At 58.9% G+C, this 19,536-nt stretch carries 19 protein-coding genes; 5 read left to right on the plus strand and 14 right to left on the minus strand.

The window, feature by feature from the left end; translation table 11 throughout:
• Positions 1–9 precede the first annotated feature (9 nt).
• The 6 genes from ACWXWJ_RS02740 to mshD all read right to left on the minus strand — a co-directional run bounded on the left by ACWXWJ_RS02740 (position 10) and on the right by mshD (position 6,357).
• Entirely contained in the window at positions 10–573 is a 564-nt protein-coding gene (locus ACWXWJ_RS02740; RefSeq protein ID WP_293791133.1) for a gluconokinase, read from the minus strand.
• 195 nt (positions 574–768) lie between these two features.
• Entirely contained in the window at positions 769–1,545 is a 777-nt protein-coding gene (pstB, locus tag ACWXWJ_RS02745) for a phosphate ABC transporter ATP-binding protein PstB (RefSeq protein ID WP_293791132.1), read from the minus strand.
• Between the two features lie 119 nt (positions 1,546–1,664).
• On the minus strand, positions 1,665–2,585 hold the full coding sequence (pstA, locus tag ACWXWJ_RS02750; protein ID WP_448307130.1) for a phosphate ABC transporter permease PstA: 921 nt from the start codon (positions 2,583–2,585) through the stop codon (positions 1,665–1,667).
• A gap of 12 nt (positions 2,586–2,597) precedes the next feature.
• Positions 2,598–3,659, minus strand: coding sequence for a phosphate ABC transporter permease subunit PstC (gene pstC, locus ACWXWJ_RS02755; protein WP_448307128.1), 1,062 nt, complete (start codon positions 3,657–3,659; stop codon positions 2,598–2,600).
• A gap of 174 nt (positions 3,660–3,833) precedes the next feature.
• Complete coding sequence (gene pstS, locus ACWXWJ_RS02760; RefSeq protein ID WP_473963477.1) at positions 3,834–4,931, minus strand: phosphate ABC transporter substrate-binding protein PstS; 1,098 nt, start codon at positions 4,929–4,931, stop codon at positions 3,834–3,836.
• Between the two features lie 361 nt (positions 4,932–5,292).
• A complete protein-coding gene (gene mshD, locus ACWXWJ_RS02765; protein ID WP_473963478.1) occupies positions 5,293–6,357 on the minus strand; it encodes a mycothiol synthase in 1,065 nt (354 codons plus the stop codon).
• 193 nt (positions 6,358–6,550) lie between these two features.
• On the opposite strand from mshD, the gene ACWXWJ_RS02770 reads away from it, so the two are divergent.
• Positions 6,551–7,381, plus strand: coding sequence for an LmeA family phospholipid-binding protein (locus ACWXWJ_RS02770; RefSeq protein WP_473963479.1), 831 nt, complete (start codon positions 6,551–6,553; stop codon positions 7,379–7,381).
• A 10-nt stretch (positions 7,382–7,391) separates the two neighbouring features.
• Entirely contained in the window at positions 7,392–8,033 is a 642-nt protein-coding gene (locus tag ACWXWJ_RS02775) for a heme-binding beta-barrel domain-containing protein (protein WP_473963480.1), read from the plus strand.
• Between the two features lie 5 nt (positions 8,034–8,038).
• Here ACWXWJ_RS02775 and ACWXWJ_RS02780 read toward each other — a convergent pair whose 3' ends face one another.
• On the minus strand, positions 8,039–8,977 hold the full coding sequence (locus tag ACWXWJ_RS02780; protein ID WP_473963481.1) for an aminodeoxychorismate lyase: 939 nt from the start codon (positions 8,975–8,977) through the stop codon (positions 8,039–8,041).
• Between the two features lie 87 nt (positions 8,978–9,064).
• Between ACWXWJ_RS02780 and ygfZ the strand changes: the two genes are divergently transcribed.
• Entirely contained in the window at positions 9,065–10,327 is a 1,263-nt protein-coding gene (gene ygfZ / locus ACWXWJ_RS02785; RefSeq protein WP_473963482.1) for a CAF17-like 4Fe-4S cluster assembly/insertion protein YgfZ, read from the plus strand.
• 223 nt (positions 10,328–10,550) lie between these two features.
• On the plus strand, positions 10,551–10,796 hold the full coding sequence (locus tag ACWXWJ_RS02790) for a DUF3073 domain-containing protein (RefSeq protein ID WP_473963483.1): 246 nt from the start codon (positions 10,551–10,553) through the stop codon (positions 10,794–10,796).
• 95 nt (positions 10,797–10,891) lie between these two features.
• Here the strand turns inward: ACWXWJ_RS02790 and purM are convergent, their stop codons facing one another.
• From purM to ACWXWJ_RS02805, 3 genes are all read right to left on the minus strand, one after another.
• Positions 10,892–11,986, minus strand: a complete 1,095-nt coding sequence (gene purM, locus ACWXWJ_RS02795; RefSeq protein ID WP_293791123.1) for a phosphoribosylformylglycinamidine cyclo-ligase — start codon at positions 11,984–11,986, stop codon at positions 10,892–10,894.
• A gap of 36 nt (positions 11,987–12,022) precedes the next feature.
• A complete protein-coding gene (gene purF / locus ACWXWJ_RS02800; RefSeq protein ID WP_473963561.1) occupies positions 12,023–13,507 on the minus strand; it encodes an amidophosphoribosyltransferase in 1,485 nt (494 codons plus the stop codon).
• A 111-nt stretch (positions 13,508–13,618) separates the two neighbouring features.
• On the minus strand, positions 13,619–13,999 hold the full coding sequence (locus tag ACWXWJ_RS02805) for a sterol carrier family protein (protein ID WP_473963484.1): 381 nt from the start codon (positions 13,997–13,999) through the stop codon (positions 13,619–13,621).
• A gap of 144 nt (positions 14,000–14,143) precedes the next feature.
• Between ACWXWJ_RS02805 and ACWXWJ_RS02810 the strand changes: the two genes are divergently transcribed.
• Positions 14,144–15,211 (plus strand): acyl-CoA thioesterase, encoded by a 1,068-nt coding sequence (locus tag ACWXWJ_RS02810; protein WP_473963485.1) that lies wholly within the window; start codon positions 14,144–14,146, stop codon positions 15,209–15,211.
• Between the two features lie 81 nt (positions 15,212–15,292).
• Here the strand turns inward: ACWXWJ_RS02810 and purL are convergent, their stop codons facing one another.
• The 4 genes from purL to ACWXWJ_RS02830 form a co-directional block, all read right to left on the minus strand.
• Positions 15,293–17,719 (minus strand): phosphoribosylformylglycinamidine synthase subunit PurL, encoded by a 2,427-nt coding sequence (purL, locus tag ACWXWJ_RS02815; RefSeq protein WP_473963486.1) that lies wholly within the window; start codon positions 17,717–17,719, stop codon positions 15,293–15,295.
• A 30-nt stretch (positions 17,720–17,749) separates the two neighbouring features.
• Complete coding sequence (purQ, locus tag ACWXWJ_RS02820) at positions 17,750–18,421, minus strand: phosphoribosylformylglycinamidine synthase subunit PurQ (RefSeq protein ID WP_293791119.1); 672 nt, start codon at positions 18,419–18,421, stop codon at positions 17,750–17,752.
• 1 nt (position 18,422) lies between these two features.
• Positions 18,423–18,677: a phosphoribosylformylglycinamidine synthase subunit PurS gene (gene purS / locus ACWXWJ_RS02825; protein WP_473963487.1), complete on the minus strand. Its 255-nt coding sequence runs from the start codon at positions 18,675–18,677 to the stop codon at positions 18,423–18,425.
• 78 nt (positions 18,678–18,755) lie between these two features.
• Positions 18,756–19,490, minus strand: coding sequence for a DUF2334 domain-containing protein (locus tag ACWXWJ_RS02830; RefSeq protein ID WP_473963488.1), 735 nt, complete (start codon positions 19,488–19,490; stop codon positions 18,756–18,758).
• Positions 19,491–19,536 lie beyond the last annotated feature (46 nt).

Consider the following 19,536-nt stretch of genomic DNA (forward strand, 5'->3'; position numbering starts at 1 on the left):
TAGAATCCGCTAGCTGCTGTAGGCCTTTTGGGCAAACATGGCAGCGTTGAGGGAATCATCGAGCAACTGTTCCGGGGTACGGCGTACATCGAGCTGTATGCCCTTTTCCCCTGGCGTGAGGCGCTGTAGATCCTCCAATTGCGCAACCAATAGTTCGCGTGGCATGTCAACATCGCCAACCCGATTTTCCATCCGCTCTGCAAGTACATCTTCGGTGCCGTATAGGTGCACGTAGAACACCGTCGCACCCTCCCCGATGTCGCTTAAGATCTCCCGGTGGTCAATGCGCAGTGCGGTGCAGGCTGTCACCGTGTTGTTCCCTTTAGCGGCCTCTCCCGCGATCCAGTCCCGCACGGTGCCCAACCACTTCTTGCGATGGTGCTCAGCGGGTAGTCGGCCGTCTTGCAGGATCTCCAATGCGCCCTCCGGGTGCAGGTCATCTGCTTCTTGGAGCTGCCAGCCGGTCTTCTCGGCGATGGCGCGTGCCAACGTTGTCTTGCCGCTGCCGCTTACTCCCATCACTACGATGTGGAGGGTTGCCGGTGCCTTCGGGCTAGGCTCTGTGCCAGACATGGTGCTTCCTTTCTGGTTGCGGGGCCTTCACTGCCTCCAGTATGCCGTTTCTTTTTGCTATTGACGCCAAAAGCGGGGTTCCGGTGTACCCGGAACCCCGCTAGTGGGTGGCAGGCTCAGCATGAACCGGCCAATATGACACTTTGTGGATTCTCTATTTCCTCTTCTACCTGTAGGCCAGGCGAAGATTGAGTTTTATCCGAAGCGACCGGAGATGTAGTCCTCGGTCTCCTTCTGCTGCGGGTTCTCGAAAATCTGCTTAGTCGGGCCCACCTCGACCAGCTTGCCGGGCTTGCCGGTAGCTTCCAAGGAGTAGAAAGCGGTCTGGTCGGACACACGGGCTGCCTGCTGCATGTTGTGCGTCACGATAACAATGGTGAAGTCTTCCTTCAGCTCGTGGATCAGATCCTCGACTGCCAGGGTGGAGATCGGGTCAAGTGCGGAGCAAGGCTCGTCCATCAGCAGAACTTCCGGCTCGACAGCGATAGCGCGGGCGATGCACAGACGCTGCTGCTGACCACCCGAGAGGCCACCGCCCGGCTTGTCCAGACGATCCTTAACCTCGTCCCACAGGTTGGAGCCACGCAGCGCACGCTCTGCAACCTCGCGGAGCTTCTTCTTGTTCTTCTCACCAGACAGCTTCAGACCGGCAACGACATTCTCTTCGATGGACATCGTCGGGAACGGGTTAGCCTTCTGGAAAACCATGCCGATGGTGTTGCGGACGGCCACTGGGTCGATCTTGGAGCCGTAGATGTCCTCACCGTCGAGCAGGATCTCACCCTTGACATAAGCACCGGGGATTACCTCGTGCATACGGTTCAGGGTGCGCAGCACTGTGGACTTGCCACAGCCGGACGGGCCGATGAAGGCGGTAACTGCCTTCGGCGGGATGTGCAGGTTGACGTTCTGAACGGCGTGGAAATCGCCGTAGTAAATGTTGACGTCATTGAGGTCTAGGCGCTTAGCCATTGTGTTGTTCTCCTAGGGTCCTAGGGTTGGCCACCCTCTATGTATGGAGTGGTCGGTTTGTGCAATTGGAAAGGCTTTGTTTTGTTGTAGTCCCGGCAGGACTAAGGCTCTTGGTCGCCTTAGACCTTGACCGAGTAGCGCTTCGAAATCAGACGGGCGCCAATCATCAGAACGGCGACCAGGAGTACCAGGGTCAGTGCGCAGCCCCACAGGCGCTCCAACACGACCTCGTTACTTCCGGCGCCATAGAGGTCAACCATGTACAGCGGCAGGGACTGCTGGCCACCTTCGAACGGGTTCCAGTTGATCTTGGTGGTGGAACCAACCAGGATCAGCACCGGTGCGGACTCGCCCATCACACGGGCAACAGCCAGCATGATGCCGGTGACAATGCCGGATAGAGCCGTCGGGAGCACGATTTTGACGATGGTCTTCCACTTCGGCACGCCCAGTGCATAAGAGGCTTCACGCAGGTCCATTGGAACAACGCGCAGCATCTCTTCTGCGTTGCGCACGATGATCGGAACCATCAACAGCACCAAAGCAAGGGAAACGGCGAAACCGGAGCGCTCGAAGCCAAACATGGTGATCCACATTGCGTACACGAACAGGGCAGCAACGATGGACGGGACACCGGTCAGGATGTCGACCATGAAGGTTGTGATCCTGCCGAGGAAATTACCGCGGGAGTACTCCACCAAGTAGATGGCGGTGAACACACCGATCGGGATGGACAATGCGGAAGTAACCAGAACCTGGGTCAGGGTACCGATGATTGCGTGGACAGCACCGCCGCCGGCCTTGTTACGGGGTTGGCCGACCATGTCGTACATCCACCAGTCAGGATTCAAAATTGCTGGCAGGCCTTCGCTGACAACCTTGAACAGCACCCACACCAGAGGCAGCAGGGCCAGGGCCATTGCAAAGTAGATGATGATGGTGGCGGCCTTGTCGGCAGCCTTGCGCTTACCAGAGATCTGAGTGAACAGGTCGGAGGACGAAGAGGACTTCTTCTTTTCTACAGCTACTGCATCAGTCATTGTTCTCGTCTCCTACTTCTTCGCCACAACGGCGCGGGCGGCGGCGTTAACCAGGAAGGTCAACAGGAATAGCACGAGGCCGGCAGAAATGTAGGCGCCCGCCTTCAGTTCGTCGTCGAACTCCGGTGCGGCAGCGGCGATGGCGGTCGCAAAGGTAGTACCACCGTCCATCAGCGAGCCGCGGAAGTCCGGAGCACTAGCGATAACCATGTACAGCGCCATGGTTTCACCCAGCGCGCGACCCAGACCCAGCATTGCACCGGAGATGTAGCCGGACAAACCAAAGGGAAGCACGGTCATGCGAACAACTTCCCACCGCGTTGCACCCAGAGCCAGGGCAGACTCAATCTGTCCCTTCGGGGTCTGGACGAAAACCTCACGGGTAGTAGCAGCGATCACAGGCAGAATCATGATTGCCAGAACGATGCCACCAGTGAAGATGTTTCGGGAGGTGGAGAATGGCGGGGAGCTTCCCTGCTGGTAGTTGAAGAGGAAGAACCCGCCTGCCCAACCGGACAGCCACTCGAAGAAGTCGCCCAGCACCGGTCCGAGCACGTAGGCACCCCAGATACCGAACACGATGGACGGCACTGCGGCCAGCAAGTCGATCATGAAGCCCAAGGGCTTGACCAGCTTCTTCGGGCAGTAGTTGGAAAGGAAGACAGCAATACCCAGAGCAACCGGCATAGCCAGGATCAGGGCGACGAGGGAAACTAGAACCGTGGTGAAGAACAGGTTCGGAATACCGAACTGCATCCAGCCACCGTCGTTGTTGACGTAGTCGGTATTCCAACGTTCACCGTAGGTAAAGAAGCTGAGGATACCGTCGCGCAAGCGATTCAACGCGGGAACTGCCTGCATGATCAGGAACAGGCCGATCAGTCCGATAATTACGGTGATCAGGATAGAAGAGGTCTTTGCCAGAGTTTCGAAGATGACATCACCAGGGCGCTTGACGTGGCCACCGCCGGAGCGCTGACTATTGTCCACCAGCTGGGTGTCTTTCTGCGGCTGAGCGGTGTCGCCCTTCGCCTCAGGGGACTTGGCGACCTCAACCTTATTGGCGTTTGCCATGAGGGATCCTTAAAGGTCGTTATTTAAAACAAGAATGAATGCAAGAAGTGTTTCTCGTCACTACAGCCACCGCATTCAGACCGTAACCCCCGGTCGCAAAACGAGCGGGGGTTACAGTGCAACGTGGCTTGCAGCGATAGCTCTTCAAAGAAAAGCTAGCTGAGGAACAAGCGACTACTTCAGAGCCTCAACAGCCTTTTCCAGCTTGGACTTGAACTCGCCGTCCAGCGGGATGTAACCCTGGTCAGCCAGGTCATCATTCTGGTTGTCCAGAATGGTGTACATGAAGTTCTTGACCAGCTTGGCGGTGTTTTCGTCGTAGCCAGCGGAGCAGACGATCTCGTAGGTGGTCAGAACCAGCGGGTACTCGCCCTCATTCTTCATGGAGTACAGAGCCTTGGAGTCAACAACCAGGTCGTTGCCCTCGCCCTTGAACTTAGCCTCGGACAGCGCCTTGTTGACGTTCTCCTTGTTCAGCTCAACCGGGCCAGCACCGAAGTCAACGTTGGCGACGCCAATCTTGTCGTTCTCCTCAGCGTAGCCTGCCTCAACGTAGGTGATTGCACCGTTGGTTTGAGCAACCTGGTCAGCGACACCCTTGGACTTCGGAGCACCGGTACCAACCTTGGTCGGGAACTGCTTGCCCTCGGAATCCCACTCGCCAGAGGAAGCGGAGAGGAACTTCTGGAAGTTGTCAGAGGTACCGGACTCGTCGGAGCGGTAAACAACCTGGATCGGATCGGAAGGCAGCTCAACGCCCTCGTTCTCAGCCTTGATGGCCTCGTCGTCCCACTTCTTGATCTCGCCCTTGAAGATCTTGGCGATGGTCTTGGTGGACAGGTTCAGGGTGTCTACACCCTCCAGGTGGTAGGCGATGGCAACCGGGCCGATAACCATCGGCAGGTGCCAAGCGTCGTTGCCCTTGCAGCGCTTCTTAGCGTCTGCAATCTGGTCGTCCTTCAGAGCGGAGTCGGAGCCAGCGAAGTCGACCTGGCCAGCGATGAACTTCTTCTGACCGTCACCGGAACCGGAAGCGGTGTAAGCCAGGGTAGCGCCGGTCTCAGAGAAAGCCGGGCCGAAGATGTTCTGGACAGCGTTGTCCTGAGAAGAAGCGCCCTCACCGCGCAGTTCGCCGGAGGCCTCCTCCATCTCGCGGGTGCTTTCGGTTTTGCTCTTTTCGTTGTTGTCAGCGTTGGAGCAGCCGGTCAGGATCAGGGAACCAGCAATAATGGTTGCAGCTGCAGCGCTGGTGCGCTTCATGGTGAACTTCACGAGGTTTTCCTCCGAAAATGTCAGAACTAGAGAAAGTGTCATACAAGAACAGCCCGCAGATGCAGAGGCCGTTCATGCGTCACCAGAAAATCTAATCGGCGCTTATTGAATTAAAGAGTGCTGTAGGTTAACAAACAGTGAACTCTACTATCGGCGCAGGATAGCGTGTATTTTTGGGTGACATTTTGGTGCCAGCACCTCTTGGAAACCACACCTAAAAGCTACCCCCTTGTGGCAGAAAGTGACACAAATTAACTTAGATTTAACCAAATTTACAACTAGGCAAGCCTCCCCGCCCACGCCAAAACTACGCCACCCATATGTTTTGTTAAGGTTTTATTTACCTATTATCTAGTCGCTATTACAAACATCCGCGGTAAACCACGTCGGTATGTACCACCTCAAATCCGAGGTATTTGTAGGTAGAAACAGCAGGAGCATTGTCTCCTTCCACGTACAACTCGATGTGGCCACAACCGTTTTCCACGAGCAGCTTCATTCCCAATAGGGTAACGGCTTGTCCCAGCCCCTTACCCCGTGCATCATCCGCGAGACATACAACATAAACCTCGCCTACTCGTTGACCGGACTCTTTTTCCTTTTCCTCCATCGGGATCTTCGTCCAATGGAAACCCACCAGCCGGTAGACGTTAGCGTCCTCCACTGCACTTTCTGCGGGACAGGGAATTCCCACCCGTTCGACGGCCGACTTCTGATCCCGAACCCAAAGCAAAATCACGCCATCCGGATCGAACCAGTTAGTGTCGCGGGCTGCCCGCAGGCGTTCGACGTCCCATCCGCCCTGCTCTGGATGCCATGCAAACGCCTCATTATTTACCCGAACCCACTCAGCATCCACTGCGTCTGCGTCAAACCGAGCAACCGATTCGTTGTAGGACAACACTTCAATGCCGTGTTCCTCACAGAGTTCCTCTGCCTTCGTGCTCTCAGCTTCAAGCGTTTTGGCAGCCTTGGTCGCCGGCAGGCATTCCAAAGACATCTTCAGTAGTTCACGAGTACGACGGGCGTTTAACGACTCAACGAAACGCTGTGCACCAGCGGAATCTCCATGCGCCCATACATCGATCGCGCCGCTCACTCCCAGCTGATCGCGCAGCGCTTCAAACAAGGCGATACCCACCCCTCGATGTCGCACTTCTGGAGCGACTGCCAGCTCAATCACCAAATCCGGGTCCATCGCCAGCACGCCGACCACACGCTCCTTAGCGGCGTCTTCTGCGCCGTACTCATCGCTCACGGCGATGACGTGCTTGTGGCCAAAGTCCTCGTTCATACCGCGGACGAAAGCCTCGCTGATCGCGGCGACGCCATCAGCCTCAGCGACTTTACGCAACACCTCGTGGACCCCCTCCAGCACCTCGGAGTGCTCCCACAGGTCTTCAAATGTGTTGTAGGTAATAGCCATGTGGCCAATTGTCCCCCAAATTCGGCATGTATGGGGCTGATTGACAGCATTCTTACACCTAGGTTGAGATTGAGATGGCTGAAGCGTGGCGTCAATAAAAAGCCACCGGGGCACCTTGTAACCTTGGAGAGAACCAAAAGCGCAATTGATCGCCACGCTATTAGATAAGTATTTGGATGGAGCCCAGAAGGGGGTGACCGGCAAAGTGAAGAAGATCGCATTCCGCAGTGCAGTCGCCCTCGTAGTGCTGCTTTTAGTGGCAGCAGTCGTAGACAACGTGATCGCAGCCCGGGCGGAGCACAAAATCTCCGAAGCGCTCTACGCCGATTCCAATTTGGCAAATCCCCCAAAGGTGCAGGTAGCCGGCTTCCCCTATACCGCCTCGGCACTGAGCCACGAACTGCAAGCCGTAACGGTGGCAGCCAATGACGTCGACGTGCCAGGGTTCGGGTTGATGAGCGTGCATACCTCGGCGCAATACGTCACGGTCTCCGCCGAAGACGTATTTAACGGCACAATTGAAAACGCGCCAGCGCGCAAGGTGTTTACCCGACTACAACTCGACGGCGTATTACTGGGCAATCGCATGGATATTGATGCCCTGCAGATCCAGAACCTGGACGATATTTCACCGCGCGGCGGCTGGGAGACCGAGGCCATTTTCGAGGGCAAGCCCAAAGGGTTTGCCAAGCCCGCCAAGGTGGAAGTGAAACTGCGCATCGTCGCAGGCACCATGAAAATCACGCCTATCAGGATTCTCTCTGCACCCGACGGGCTCGATATCAAAGCCAAAGACGTCAACGACGAAGACAAACTCGATGACAGCATTGCGGATCGAATCAACAACGCTTTTAGCCTGAGCATCCCCGGCAAAAACCTCCCTATGCGGGGCGACCCTGAACGTATTTATGTTTCCGGCGGATCCCTGTTTGTAGAGACCTCAAAGGTCTACACGAAAATCAGCCTCTCCGATCTGGCTCCGCGATCCCGACCCCTCAGTGAAGAGGAGCGTCCCAGCCTATAGGCTTACAGGTATGGCTGAAGAAGAAAACAAGAAGTTTAAGGTCAACGCGAACGACGCGGTTAACCTGGCCGCCGAACAATCCAAGTCCACCAGTGACAAGAACTTGCCGGAGTTCGGCGATCTGCCCATCCCCGATGACACAGCCAACCTGCGCAAGGGGCCAAACCTACACGACGGCCTACTGGCACTGCTGCCACTTATCGGTGTGTGGCGTGGTCAGGGTCAGGCTGCACCTCCCGGCGAGGACGAATTCACTTTCGGCCAGCAGGTCGTCTTCGCCCACGACGGTGAAAACCGCATCAGCTATGATTCCCGTACCTGGCGGATGGATGACGACGGAAAGCCGACCGAGACCCCGGGCCGTCGCGAGTCAGGCTTCCTGCGCATCAACGATGATGATGAAATCGAGATGATCATCACCCACTCCGACGGAATGGTGGAGATCCTTTATGGCAGTCCGCTGAATGAGCGCGCCTGGCAGCTGGAAAGTGCGTCGACGATGGCGACGGCGACCGGCCCGACCAATCTTGGCCCGGGCAAGCGCCTCTATGGTCTGATGCCAAACAACGATCTCGGTTGGGTCGACGAGCGCCTTATCGACGGTGAGATGGTTCCCTGGCAGTCCGCTCAGCTTTCCCGTGTGGTGGGGTAGCCGGTTTAGCTAGTTACAGCCTCCCAGGCCATCGCCTCTACTTCATCGGCAACCTCCGGCCGTGGCAGGCTCACCCCATCCAATTGGATTACTCGGGCCTGCACACGCACGGAAGAGACAAGCCACACTCCGGCAGCATTCAGCAGATCCTCAACCCGCAGGACTCGTTCCTCGGTTTTCCATCCCCGCTGCTCGGCCAGCTTAAACAGCGCGGCCTGCGACGTGCCTTTGAGAATTCCGACATGGGTCGGAGGAGTGACGAGTCGCCTCTCCCCCGTCGCCGAATCTACTTCTGCGACAACGACAGTGGACGTTGGCCCCTCCAGCACCAGTCCTTCGTCGGAGAGAAAAATTACGTCATCCACTCCACGGGTCTTTGCACTGCGCAATGCCGCCATGTTCGCCGCATAGGAAAGCGTCTTAGCGCCGATAAGCGCCCACGGCGAACGCTCGGAAAGATCGATTCTAAAGCCCCTCTCAGCGGTCATTACTCGCACGCCATGCTTCCGATCGTGAAGTACCTGCTCACTGACAGGCGCGACGGTTACCCATCCGGTCGGTCGGCCCGTGGACTCCCGCCCCCGCGAATAAACCCAGCGCAGCGCGGCCTCTTGTCCGGGGCCATTTTTCTCTTCAAAGCTCGCCACGGCTAGGTCAGTAGCGCGGAACCAGCGATCGAGTTCCGGTTCGGGCAAATCGAGCATCGCTGCGCTGCGTTGGAAGCGAATGGCATGGCGCTCCCGGTTGCGCACGTGGCTATCGCGAAGCATGAAGGTCTCAAACACTCCGTCTCCGCGCACAGCCGCTAGATCGTCGGCGTAGATCATCGGCACGGTTACGTCCCGAACCTGCGGATCTGCGGCTTCAGCTTCCGCCTCCGTGTCTACGCCGCCATTGGTTCCCAGAACATCAACGACCACGAACTCTACTTCCCGATTGCTCATGTCTTTAATCCTAATCCCAGCTGTTTAACGACCCTTGCAGTACCTGCTACTGGCCAGCTCGCCCCACCCCGTCCTACGATAGGTGGCGTGTTTGATCTGACTCACAGCCCGATCCTCGACCATGTCCCCACTGCCAGCGCATTATCAGGCAGGGAGGACACCCTCGGATCGGAGACGCAGGAAGCTCGAGCCGAAGCTCCAGCCCCGGATGGCGCCACTGCGTGGCACTACGGCAATCCCCTGACCGAGCAGTCACAGGTCGGAAATGGAAAGCCTGGCCTCGTGGACTTCTGGGATCGAGTGGCCATCCGCATCTCAGGAGCAGAGCGCCGCGATTGGCTGAACAATCTAATCTCCCAGAAGGTCAATGCCATCGAACCAGGCCAAGCCACCTTCGGCCTGATCCTCGATGTCAAAGGACACGTCGAGCACTTTTTCGGCATCCTCGCCACCGACGATGCCCTGATCCTCGACACCCCAGCCACCCACGCCGATGCCCTAGAGGACTACCTCCGCAAGATGGTCTTTTGGTCGCAGGTCACCGTAGAGCGACTTCCGTGGGCACGACTCACGGTACTTGGCACGCACCTAGCCGCTGATTCCTTGCTCTTTGCTCACGACGCCACGTCGTCCGCTGTCCTGCGTACTCAGTTGACCATCGACATTCCAGAAGATATGAAGGTACAACTGTGGCGCACCGAAACTATCGGTGAAATTCAGGCCTTGGACCTCTGGGTTTCCCGAGAGCAATTCGTCGATACATGGGATCAGCTCACAGCTGGCGCACTCCACCCCACCGGACGCATGGCTTTTGATGCGTTCCGCGTTCAGGCACGCCTGCCGATCTTGGGTGTAGATACCGACGAACGCACCATCCCCCATGAAATTCCCGCCTTCATCGGCAAAGGCATCAGCGGTGCTACACAGCTAGATAATGCAACCGCCGGCCCCACTGAATCCGCTGTCCACCTCAACAAGGGCTGCTATCGGGGACAGGAGACAGTTTCCCGCGTTCATAACCTGGGCAAATCACCCCGAGTCTTGGTGCTGCTGCAGCTCGACGGATCCGCCAACCGACTACCGGTAGTGGGGGCCGATGTCACCGCTGGCGGACGGGCGATCGGCCGAGTGGGATCTAGTGTGCATGACTGTGATTACGGACCTGTTGCCCTTGCTTTGATGAAGCGGAATGTGGTGGAGAAGGTGGCGTCACACAACAGCGATGTACCACCGATCCTGGTGGACGGGATCGATGCCGCGATCGACTCAGCCGACCTAGAGAAGGCAACTGGCGACAACTCGATCCGACCCGGGCGCGCGGCGATCAACCGCCTGCGCGGGAAGAATTAGAAAACCTTACACTTCGTTGCCCCCCTTAACTCCGCGACGATCATGCAGGTCGCGGGGTTTATTTCATTGCGCATCCCCCGCGCTTACCGAACGAAGCGGAGGGGCTTTTGGGAAAAAATGATCGCTAACCGCTATGGTGTAGGGCAGGAAGAAACTTAACATGTAAACGAAAAGGGTGGCCGAACTCCCGCGCCACTCGAGGACACCGCAAGGGGGTCAGGCCATGGGTCGCGGCCGTGCCAAGGCAAAGCAAGCCAAGGTTGCTCGTCAGTTGAAGTACAACGCTCCGGAAATGGATCTGGAGAGCCTGCAGAGGGAACTCTCCGGGCAGTCGCAAAACCGGGGCTCCAGCTCCCGACACAACGATAACTACGACGAGTACGAAGATGACTACAGCGAGTACGCTGCGGAATACGACGACTACGGCGACGATTATGAGGATGACTACTCCGGCAACTCCCGGAAATAGCTAATCTTCCACAGCAAACTCCCGCCCCTATCCACAGCGCTCCTCAAAGCGCAAGGGGCGGGAGTTTTCTATTCCCGACTAGGTAGCCGCCGGTCTTAGTCGTTGACCGGATTGCGGTACTCCCCATCCAGAACCGCACCGGATTGGCCATCCTGTGCCGGGCGTACTTCGCCCAAGCGCCAGGCGTCGATGTGGCGGGCGGTCAGCATAGCCATGGCACGCTCGGCATCATCTTCGGCGACGACGGCAACCATGCCCACGCCCATGTTGAAGGTCTTCTCCATCTCTTCTTGGGAGACCTGCCCTTCCTCCTGGATCAGACGGAAGATTGGGCCAGGCGTCCACGAGGAGCGCTCCAGCGCGGCGACCAAACCATCCGGGATAACGCGGGCTAGATTAGCTGCCAAACCACCACCGGTAATGTGCGCGAAGGTGTGCACATCGCACTCGCTTGCCAGCTTCAGGCAGTCGAGGGCGTAGATGCGGGTGGGTTCAAGCAGTTCTTCTCCCAGTGTGCGACCGAGAGATTCGATGTGTCCATCCAATGGCAGCTGCTTGGTATCCAGCAGGACGTGGCGCGCCAGGGAATAGCCATTGGAGTGCAGTCCAGAGGAGGCCATGGCAATCACCACGTCGCCCGGACGCACGCGATCCGGCCCCAGCACATTCGCTTCTTCGACCACACCGACGGAAGTGGCGGAAACGTCGTACTCATCCGGCTCCATCACACCGGGATGTTCAGCGGTTTCGCCACCCAACAGTGCACAGCCTGCATCCTCACAGCCTGCCGCAATGCCCGCTACGATACTGGCAACATGCTCGGGTACTACCTTGCCGATGGCGATGTAATCCTGCAGGAACAGCGGCTCGGCGCCACAGACAACCAGGTCATCCACACACATTGCCACCAGGTCGCGACCAATCGTGTCGTGCTTGTTCATCGCCTGCGCGACTGCCAGCTTCGTGCCCACACCATCAGAGGAGGCGGCTAGAAGTGGCTTTTCGTACTTGCCCAAGGCAAACAGACCGGCGAACCCGCCGAGTCCACCGCGTACCTCGGGACGGGTGGCCTTCTTAGCTAGCGGGGCGAAAAGCTCTACCGCACGGTCGCCGGCTTCAATGTCGACACCGGCAGCGGCGTACGATGCGCCCTCTGCCTGCTTCGGGGTGTTCTCAGGGTGCTCACTCATGGCTTGTCCTTAGCTTTCTGGCTTTCTAGCTCTTTACTACTGGGCTGGCTGCTTCTGGGCTTGCTGCTTCTGCATTGTCTCTACCAGTGCTGTATTCGGGTTATCACTTGGCATTCCCAGCGGGAACACACCGTCAAAGCACGCTGCGCAGAGCTCATCCCTACTTTGTCGTGACGCCGCGATCATCGCCTCGGTCGAAACGAATGCTAGGGAATCCGCATCGATTTCCTTACGGATCCCTTCCACTGGATCCTCGGGGTCCACGTTATTCGCGATCAGCTCGGTGGGCGAGGCAAAGTCGATGCCATAGAAACACGGCCACTTCACCGGCGGCGAAGCAATGCGAACGTGAACTTCCTTCGCTCCTGCTTCACGCAACATCTTGATCAGCGCGCGCTGAGTGTTGCCGCGAACGATAGAGTCATCCACCACTACCAGGCGCTTGCCTTCAATAACCTCGCGCAATGGATTGAGCTTAAGACGAATACCCAGCTGACGAATTGTCTGCGAGGGTTGGATGAAGGTGCGCCCCACATAAGCATTCTTCATCAGCCCTTGGCCGAATGGAATGTGCGAACCCTGGGCGTAACCAACCGCCGCTGGAGTACCTGATTCGGGAACGGGGATCACCAAATCGCCGTCTGCTGGCGCCTCCTCAGCGAGCTTCCGGCCGATCTCCAGGCGCGTGCCGTTGACGGAACGGCCGCGGATGACCGAGTCGGGGCGAGCCAAGTAGACGTACTCAAACACGCATCCCTTGTGCTGGGTCTCCGCGAAGCGACGGGAACGCACACCATCACCGTCGATGATCACCAGCTCACCTGGCTCTACATCGCGGATAAAGCGGGCGCCCACAATGTCCAACGCTGCGGTCTCGGAGGCGACCACCCAACCGCCACCCGCCAGCTGGCCGAGGGAAAGCGGACGCACACCCTGTGGATCGCGGACTGCGTATAGTGCATCGCCGTCGGTGAACAGCACGCAGAAAGCCCCCTTGACCCTGGGGAATAGCTCCATGGCAGCTTCTTCAACACCGTGCCCCTCCCGCGTCTCGGCGGCCAGTAGCGCGCACATCACCAGGGAATCGGAAGGGTTTTCCTTCGGATCCACCAGCCCTAAGCGCGCTGCCTCCTGGGTGAGCTCACGGTGATTCACCAGGTTGCCGTTGTGTCCCAGTGCCACGTCGGTGCCGTCAGGCGCCATGCGGAACATCGGCTGTGCATTCTCCCAGCTATTGCCACCAGCGGTGGTATAGCGATTATGCCCCATACCGATGTGCCCCTTGAGGGCCTCCAGGGATTGCTCGTCGAAGACCTGGCTCACCAGACCCAGGTCCTTAAATACGACAATTTGGTCGCCATCGCCGACGGCGATACCGGCAGCTTCCTGACCACGGTGCTGCAACGCATAGAGGCCGTAGTACGTCAGCTTAGAGACGTCCTCCCCCGGCGCCCATACACCGAATACGCCACATTCTTCCCGGGGCTCGGTTTCGCCTCGGTCATCGAATGGGCTCAGCAACTGTTCTGCCTCTGTTTGGTTCACTTGGCCTTCAATGTTTGCCACTATCCCGACTTTACTAGCCGACTCGCGCTAACCCAAAGGGATGGGGAAGGATCTCCCAGCCACACATCAAAATCGAAACAGCGGAAGATGCTCCGCGATGGCGGAAGCGCGAGTTCCGGAGGTATCGGCGTCAGAACCAATAAGATCTTCCTGCCCCGCAACCAGGCGCAACCACGTTAACGGCGAGCACTGCACAACATTGGGCGGGGTACCGCGGCGATGCTCTAGCCCGGCGATGCATTGAACGGCAGCGAAGGGCGGCACCCGGACTTCGACGGAATGGCCGGGGGCGATCTCCTCGAGTACAGCCAGGGAGAGACGAACGGCCGCCGCAACGTCAGCACGCGGTGGACGGGGCTGATCCTCTGGCTGTCGAACCCACACCGCCACTTTTTCGACGGCACGACGAGCCTCAGCGGACAGTTCCGGACCGTGTAAATGCCTCATACAAAGAAATTGTAGTGCTCGGTAGAACACCGAGTTGTGCGTCACGATAGTATTGGGAAGTTGAACGCGAAAGCGCAGAAGAATCGCAAAATAGCTGCAAAAATAACAGAATTGAAGCAAGCCCAAAAAGAGGAAGGCAGCCACGTGGCAGAAACCACCGAAAGCACCACTCAGAACGAGCAGAACGCACCTGACAACGCGTCTAAGGCTCAACAAGAGTCTGCACATGAGCGCAGCCCGAAGGTCACGTTGCGCTTCCTAGCTGCCCCGACAGACGTGCTGATGGCTGGCGCCATGGGCGTGCACGGCGGCCGCGTATTGGAGTGGATCGATAAGGCTGCCTATGCCTGTGCGGTCGGCTGGGCACAGTCTTATTGCGTGACCGCATACGTTGGGCACATTCACTTCACCCGTCCGATCCCTTCGGGTCACATGGTGGAGGTTCGCAGTCGCATCGCATATACCGGTCGTAGCTCCATGCATATCGTCAACGAAGTGCTGTCTGCTGACCCACGCGAAGGCGTATTCACCCGCGCCTGCGACTGCCTCGTGATCTTCGTGGCTTTGGACGAAAACGGAAAGTCAAAGCAGATCCCCTCGTACGTTCCGACGACCGACGAGGAAAAGCGTGTGGAAGAGGCGGCACTGTCGCGCATCCAGTTGCGCAAGGCAATCGAAGAAGAGATGCTGCGACAGACCTACACCGACAAGTCGACCGCACCGGAGATGGTGAACCGCTTCCTCGCCAAGCCGACGGACGTTAACTGGGGTGGCAATGTGCACGGTGGCACGGCCATGGAATGGATCGATGAAGCCGCCACGGCCTGCACGATGCAGTGGACCGGCGAGCGCACCACGGCGGTGTACGCCGGCGGAATTCGTTTTTACCGCCCGGTACACATCGGCGACCTGGTGGAGGTCGACGCACGCCTTGTGCGTACCGACGAACGTTCGATGACGGTGATGGTGCACCTACGCGCCGACGATCCGCGTGAAGGCAAGGGAAACCTGCCAGTGGCCATCCACGCGTCGATGACCTACATTGCCGTGGATCTGGACGGTAACCCCCTGCAGGCACGCCAGTACACGCCAGTGACCAACGAAGACAAGCGCCTGGAAGAGCACGCCGCTACGCTGCGTAATCTGCGCAAGGATTTCCTGCCGCGTCCGCTGGTGAGCCCCAGCGACCGCGACTTCCGCTTCGTGGAGTAGCACTATCCCCTAGGAGCCCAACAGAGCTGAAGGGCGCGCGACCAATTGGTCGCGCGCCCTTTGAGGTTTACGGAAACCCTTTTAGATCACCGAGTTATTGCCAGCGGCGTGGCTAAACAGTGCAGGCAGGGTGGACTTCCATGCCGTGGTCGCCTCGTCAAGAGAGATCACAACGTCGAAGTCATCATCATGCTGCTTGGCCGGGTCGAGCTCGACCTCCCCGCCGAACGGCAGTGCCGGGTAAATACCAGATCCGAAGCGGATGATCGGCTGGTCCGCAGCGTCACTTACGCCAGTCAGGCCAATCCAGCCGCCGGTCAGTCCGGTCTCGGCCAGGTCGCGCATCAGGTCGCCGTAGTCCTCGCTGCGGACTGCCAGCAAAACGCGGGAGGCCGTCTCAGAGAACAGCCCCACCGCAGCCTGCTGTGCCAGCGTGCGGCCTTCTGCAGTAGCGGACTCATGCTGGCTCAGCAGCGGGTTCACGGCCACTCCCCGACCAGACTGGATTGCCAGTTCAACTACGGCCTGGGATAGGCCGCCTTCAGAGAGGTCATGGGCAGTGACGATCCTGTCGCGTTGGTCGGTGATGAATGCACCCAGGCGCTGTTCCACGGACAGGTCAACCTGTGGAGGCAGGCCTGCCAGCTCATCGTGGACGACTTGCTGCCAGATAGAGCCTCCGAGTTCCTCCCGGGTCTCCGCGCCAACCAGCACCAGGTGGTACTGTTCTTGCTTCTCGTCAGCGGACTGCTTAGGCAGCTGCTGCGGAATACGGCGGGCGCAGTCATCAATGGTGCCCAGCACAGCGATGACCGGGGTCGGCAGGATGGCGGTATCGCCGGTTTGGTTGTAGAAGGAAACGTTGCCACCGGTAACCGGAATGCTCATTTCCTTACAACCATCGGCCAGGCCATGCACGGCCTCGCGGAACTGCCACATGACGGCAGGATCCTCCGGGGAGCCGAAGTTCAGGCAGTTGGAGACAGCGACCGGAGTGGCACCTGTAACCGAGACATTGCGATAAGCCTCAGCCAGCGCCAACTGGGCACCAGTTCGCGGATCCAGGCGGGTGTAACGGCCAGAGGCATCAGTAGACACCGCAATGCCACGACCGGTCTCCTCGTCGATACGCAGTACGCCCGCGTCGGCGTCCTTGGCGGAAACGGTGTTGCCTCGCACGTAGCGGTCGTACTGCTCGGTAATGAACTCGCGGGAGCACAGCGCCGGGGAAGCCGCGAGGTCAAGAATCTGGCCGCGGATCTCCTGGGCGGTCTCCGGCAGTTCGACGCCACGGGCCTCGTTCAGCTGATCCTGCTCAGCCGGGCGCTCGTAGGGGCGCTCGTACACCGGGCCTTCCTCGGCCATGGTGTGTGCCGAGGCATCCACCACGATCTCGCCGCAGTGCTCAATCACAAGGTTCTCGCCGTCGGTGACGCAACCGATATCGGACGCCAGGACATCCCACTTGCGGCAGATCTCCATGAAAGCGTCGACGTGCTCCGGAGCCACGACGGCGCACATGCGCTCCTGCGATTCGGAAGACAGAATCTCCGCTGCGGTCATCCCCTCGGCGCGCAGGTGGACGTTGTCCAGGTTAATGTGCATACCGCCATCGCCTGCGGATGCGAGCTCGGAGGTGGCACAAGAAAGTCCAGCGCCACCGAGGTCTTGAATGCCGACGACCACGCCGGCGCGGTATAGATCCAGGCAGCACTCGATCAGTACCTTCTCTGCGAAGGGGTCGCCTACCTGCACGGCAGGCAGCTTGCGCTCTGCGCCTTCCTCAAAGGTGTCCGATGCCAGGACGGACACGCCGCCGATTCCGTCCAAGCCCGTGCGGGAGCCGAAAAGGATCACTCGGTTGCCCTTGCCAGAGGCAAAGGCCAGCTTCAGGTCCTCAGTCTTCAAAGTGCCCACACACAAAGCATTGACCAGGGGGTTACCCGCGTAGGAGGCGTCAAAAACCGTCTCGCCACCAATGTTCGGCAACCCCAAAGAGTTGCCATAACCGCCCACACCCGCAACTACGCCAGGCAGTACGCGCTGGGTATCTGGCAGGTCGGCTGGGCCAAAGCGCAGCTGATCCATCACGGCCACTGGGCGTGCGCCCATTGCCATGATGTCGCGGACAATACCGCCAACGCCCGTGGCTGCACCCTGGTAGGGCTCCACGTAAGAGGGGTGGTTGTGGGACTCGACCTTGAAGGTGACGGCATGGCCATCGCCGATGTCGATCACGCCGGCGTTCTCACCGATGCCGGCAAGCATCTTGGACTTCATTTCGTCTGTCGTAGTCTCACCGAAGTAACGCAGGTGCGTCTTGGAGGACTTGTACGAGCAGTGCTCGGACCACATTACGGAGTACATGGCTAGCTCCGCATCGGTCGGGCGGCGGCCCAGGATTTCCTTGATGCGTGCGTACTCGTCGTCCTTCAGGCCCAGCTCGTGATACGGCTGCTCCAGGTCCGGGTTGGCCTTAGCGTCGGCGACCGTGTCGTTGTGAATCATGGGGATCGGGTGCTCCTTGTATCAAGAAATTTAGGAAACGAGCGTGGACAGAACCGACTTGAACAGCCCCAGGCCGTCCAGGGAGGGACCCGTCAGCGTTTCAACGGCGTGCTCCGGGTGCGGCATCAGGCCAACTACACGGCCATTTTCACTGCACACACCCGCGATCGAATTGCGGGATCCATTGTGGTTCTCGACATAGCGGAACACCACGCGGCCTTCGCCTTCCAGGCGCTCCAGCGTCTCGTCGCTGGCCTGGAAACGTCCCTCGCCGTGCTTGGAAGGCACCAGAATCTTGGTTCCCTCGGCGAACTGGTTGGTCCAGGCAGTGGAAGTGTTTTCCACGTCTAGGTACACATCGCGGCACACAAAGTGCAGCCCTTCGTTGCGGGTCAAAGCACCTGGCAGTAAGCCGGCCTCCTGCAAGATCTGGAAGCCATTGCAGATCCCCAGAACCGGGGTGCCATGTTCGGCGGCAGCCACGACGGACTTCATTGCCGGGGCGATAGAGGCAATGGCACCGGCGCGCAGGTAGTCACCGTAGGAGAATCCGCCGGGGACAACCACAGCGTCAACATTCTTCAGATCCTCGTCCGCGTGCCACAGCTCCACCGGTTCTGCTCCTGCCAGGCGCACTGCGCGCACGGCATCGACATCGTCGAGAGTGCCGGGGAAGGTGATTACTCCAATGCGGCTGGTCAATTTACTTGGCCTCCGCATCTGCGCCTTCGACGACAACGTCGTAGTCCTCAATCACGGTGTTTGCCAGCAGGTCGGAGGCGATCTTTTCCAGATCTTCACGGGACACTTCCTCGTCGATCTCCAGCTCAAAACGCTTTCCCTGACGTACATCAGCTACTCCGCTGATGCCGATACGTCCGAGGGCGCGGACAACGGCCTGCCCTTGCGGATCGAGGATTTCCTTCTTGGGCATAACGTTGACGACAACACGAGCCATGGCTTCTACATTCTCCCAGCTTTGCGGTATTTTCCCGGTAGGTTACCGCCCCATCGTAACACTGCCGCGCGACAGCTTTTAAGCCACAGATGCCTGCTGGCGATCTGCGTAATCGCGGTAGTTCGCCGACTGGTAGCCGCTTTCCCGCAACAGCTCGAGAATGCGCAGCATATCGCCCGCTACGTCGTCTTTGTCGGCTTTCGCTGCGCTGATGGAAAGGCGGATATCCCGCCCTCGTGTTACGCCGCGACGCACGCTGTTAAGGACGTTTCGACGCCACCACTTCACCGATCCGAACCCGTCGCCAAACGCGAGTACGCGCACTGGGTAACGATCGTCATGGGAAAGATCCCGGATGGTGTACGCATCCGCCGCCACGTCGAACCCGACCTTAGCGGCGGCCTGCAGTGCGTCCTCCGACGCCAGCCAACGGGTCGGCGCAAATACCTTCGGGGCTAGCCCGAGCGCGTCCAGCTGGCGGGTAGCTGCGGAGAGCCGCAGGGTCGCCTCGTGCTGACCAAGCCGGTGGAACTCCCCCTTATCGCTTGCCCCACCGAGCGGCCCTAAACCGCCGAGCAGCAGTTCGTGCCCACGGGCAGCGGAATCGTGAACCAATTCCAACGTCGCCCGGTCGTCCTTTAGCCTCCAATCCGGCCCCTGCACCGTAAGCACAAGTCCCGCGTGGATTTCCAGAGCGCGGGCGGCATCCCGCATCCGCTCGGCCGCGGTGACGGTGGCCCGGCGCAATCCCGTGATCGTCAGCAACACACGAGGGGCGCGCTGGGTGCTGAGGTTGGACTGTACGGGGTTCATAGCTGCATAGATTTCCCCACCCAAATGAACGGCAGGTAACGCCAAC

Source organism: Corynebacterium sp. p3-SID1761, assembly GCF_055862885.1.

Excerpts from the sequence above, each read along its gene's own strand:
- ACWXWJ_RS02780 (WP_473963481.1), bottom strand. The coding sequence starts at position 8,977 with ATGAGCAATCGGGAAGTAGAGTTCGTGGTCGTTGATGTTCTGGGAACC.
- ACWXWJ_RS02830 (WP_473963488.1), bottom strand. The coding sequence starts at position 19,490 with ATGAACCCCGTACAGTCCAACCTCAGCACCCAGCGCGCCCCTCGTGTG.
- ACWXWJ_RS02775 (WP_473963480.1), top strand. The coding sequence starts at position 7,392 with ATGGCTGAAGAAGAAAACAAGAAGTTTAAGGTCAACGCGAACGACGCG.
- pstB (WP_293791132.1), bottom strand. The coding sequence starts at position 1,545 with ATGGCTAAGCGCCTAGACCTCAATGACGTCAACATTTACTACGGCGAT.
- pstC (WP_448307128.1), bottom strand. The coding sequence starts at position 3,659 with ATGGCAAACGCCAATAAGGTTGAGGTCGCCAAGTCCCCTGAGGCGAAG.
- mshD (WP_473963478.1), bottom strand. The coding sequence starts at position 6,357 with ATGGCTATTACCTACAACACATTTGAAGACCTGTGGGAGCACTCCGAG.
- purL (WP_473963486.1), bottom strand. The coding sequence starts at position 17,719 with ATGATTCACAACGACACGGTCGCCGACGCTAAGGCCAACCCGGACCTG.
- ACWXWJ_RS02790 (WP_473963483.1), top strand. The coding sequence starts at position 10,551 with ATGGGTCGCGGCCGTGCCAAGGCAAAGCAAGCCAAGGTTGCTCGTCAG.
- purM (WP_293791123.1), bottom strand. The coding sequence starts at position 11,986 with ATGAGTGAGCACCCTGAGAACACCCCGAAGCAGGCAGAGGGCGCATCG.
- purS (WP_473963487.1), bottom strand. The coding sequence starts at position 18,677 with ATGGCTCGTGTTGTCGTCAACGTTATGCCCAAGAAGGAAATCCTCGAT.
- pstA (WP_448307130.1), bottom strand. The coding sequence starts at position 2,585 with ATGACTGATGCAGTAGCTGTAGAAAAGAAGAAGTCCTCTTCGTCCTCC.
- ACWXWJ_RS02805 (WP_473963484.1), bottom strand. The coding sequence starts at position 13,999 with ATGAGGCATTTACACGGTCCGGAACTGTCCGCTGAGGCTCGTCGTGCC.
- ACWXWJ_RS02740 (WP_293791133.1), bottom strand. The coding sequence starts at position 573 with ATGTCTGGCACAGAGCCTAGCCCGAAGGCACCGGCAACCCTCCACATC.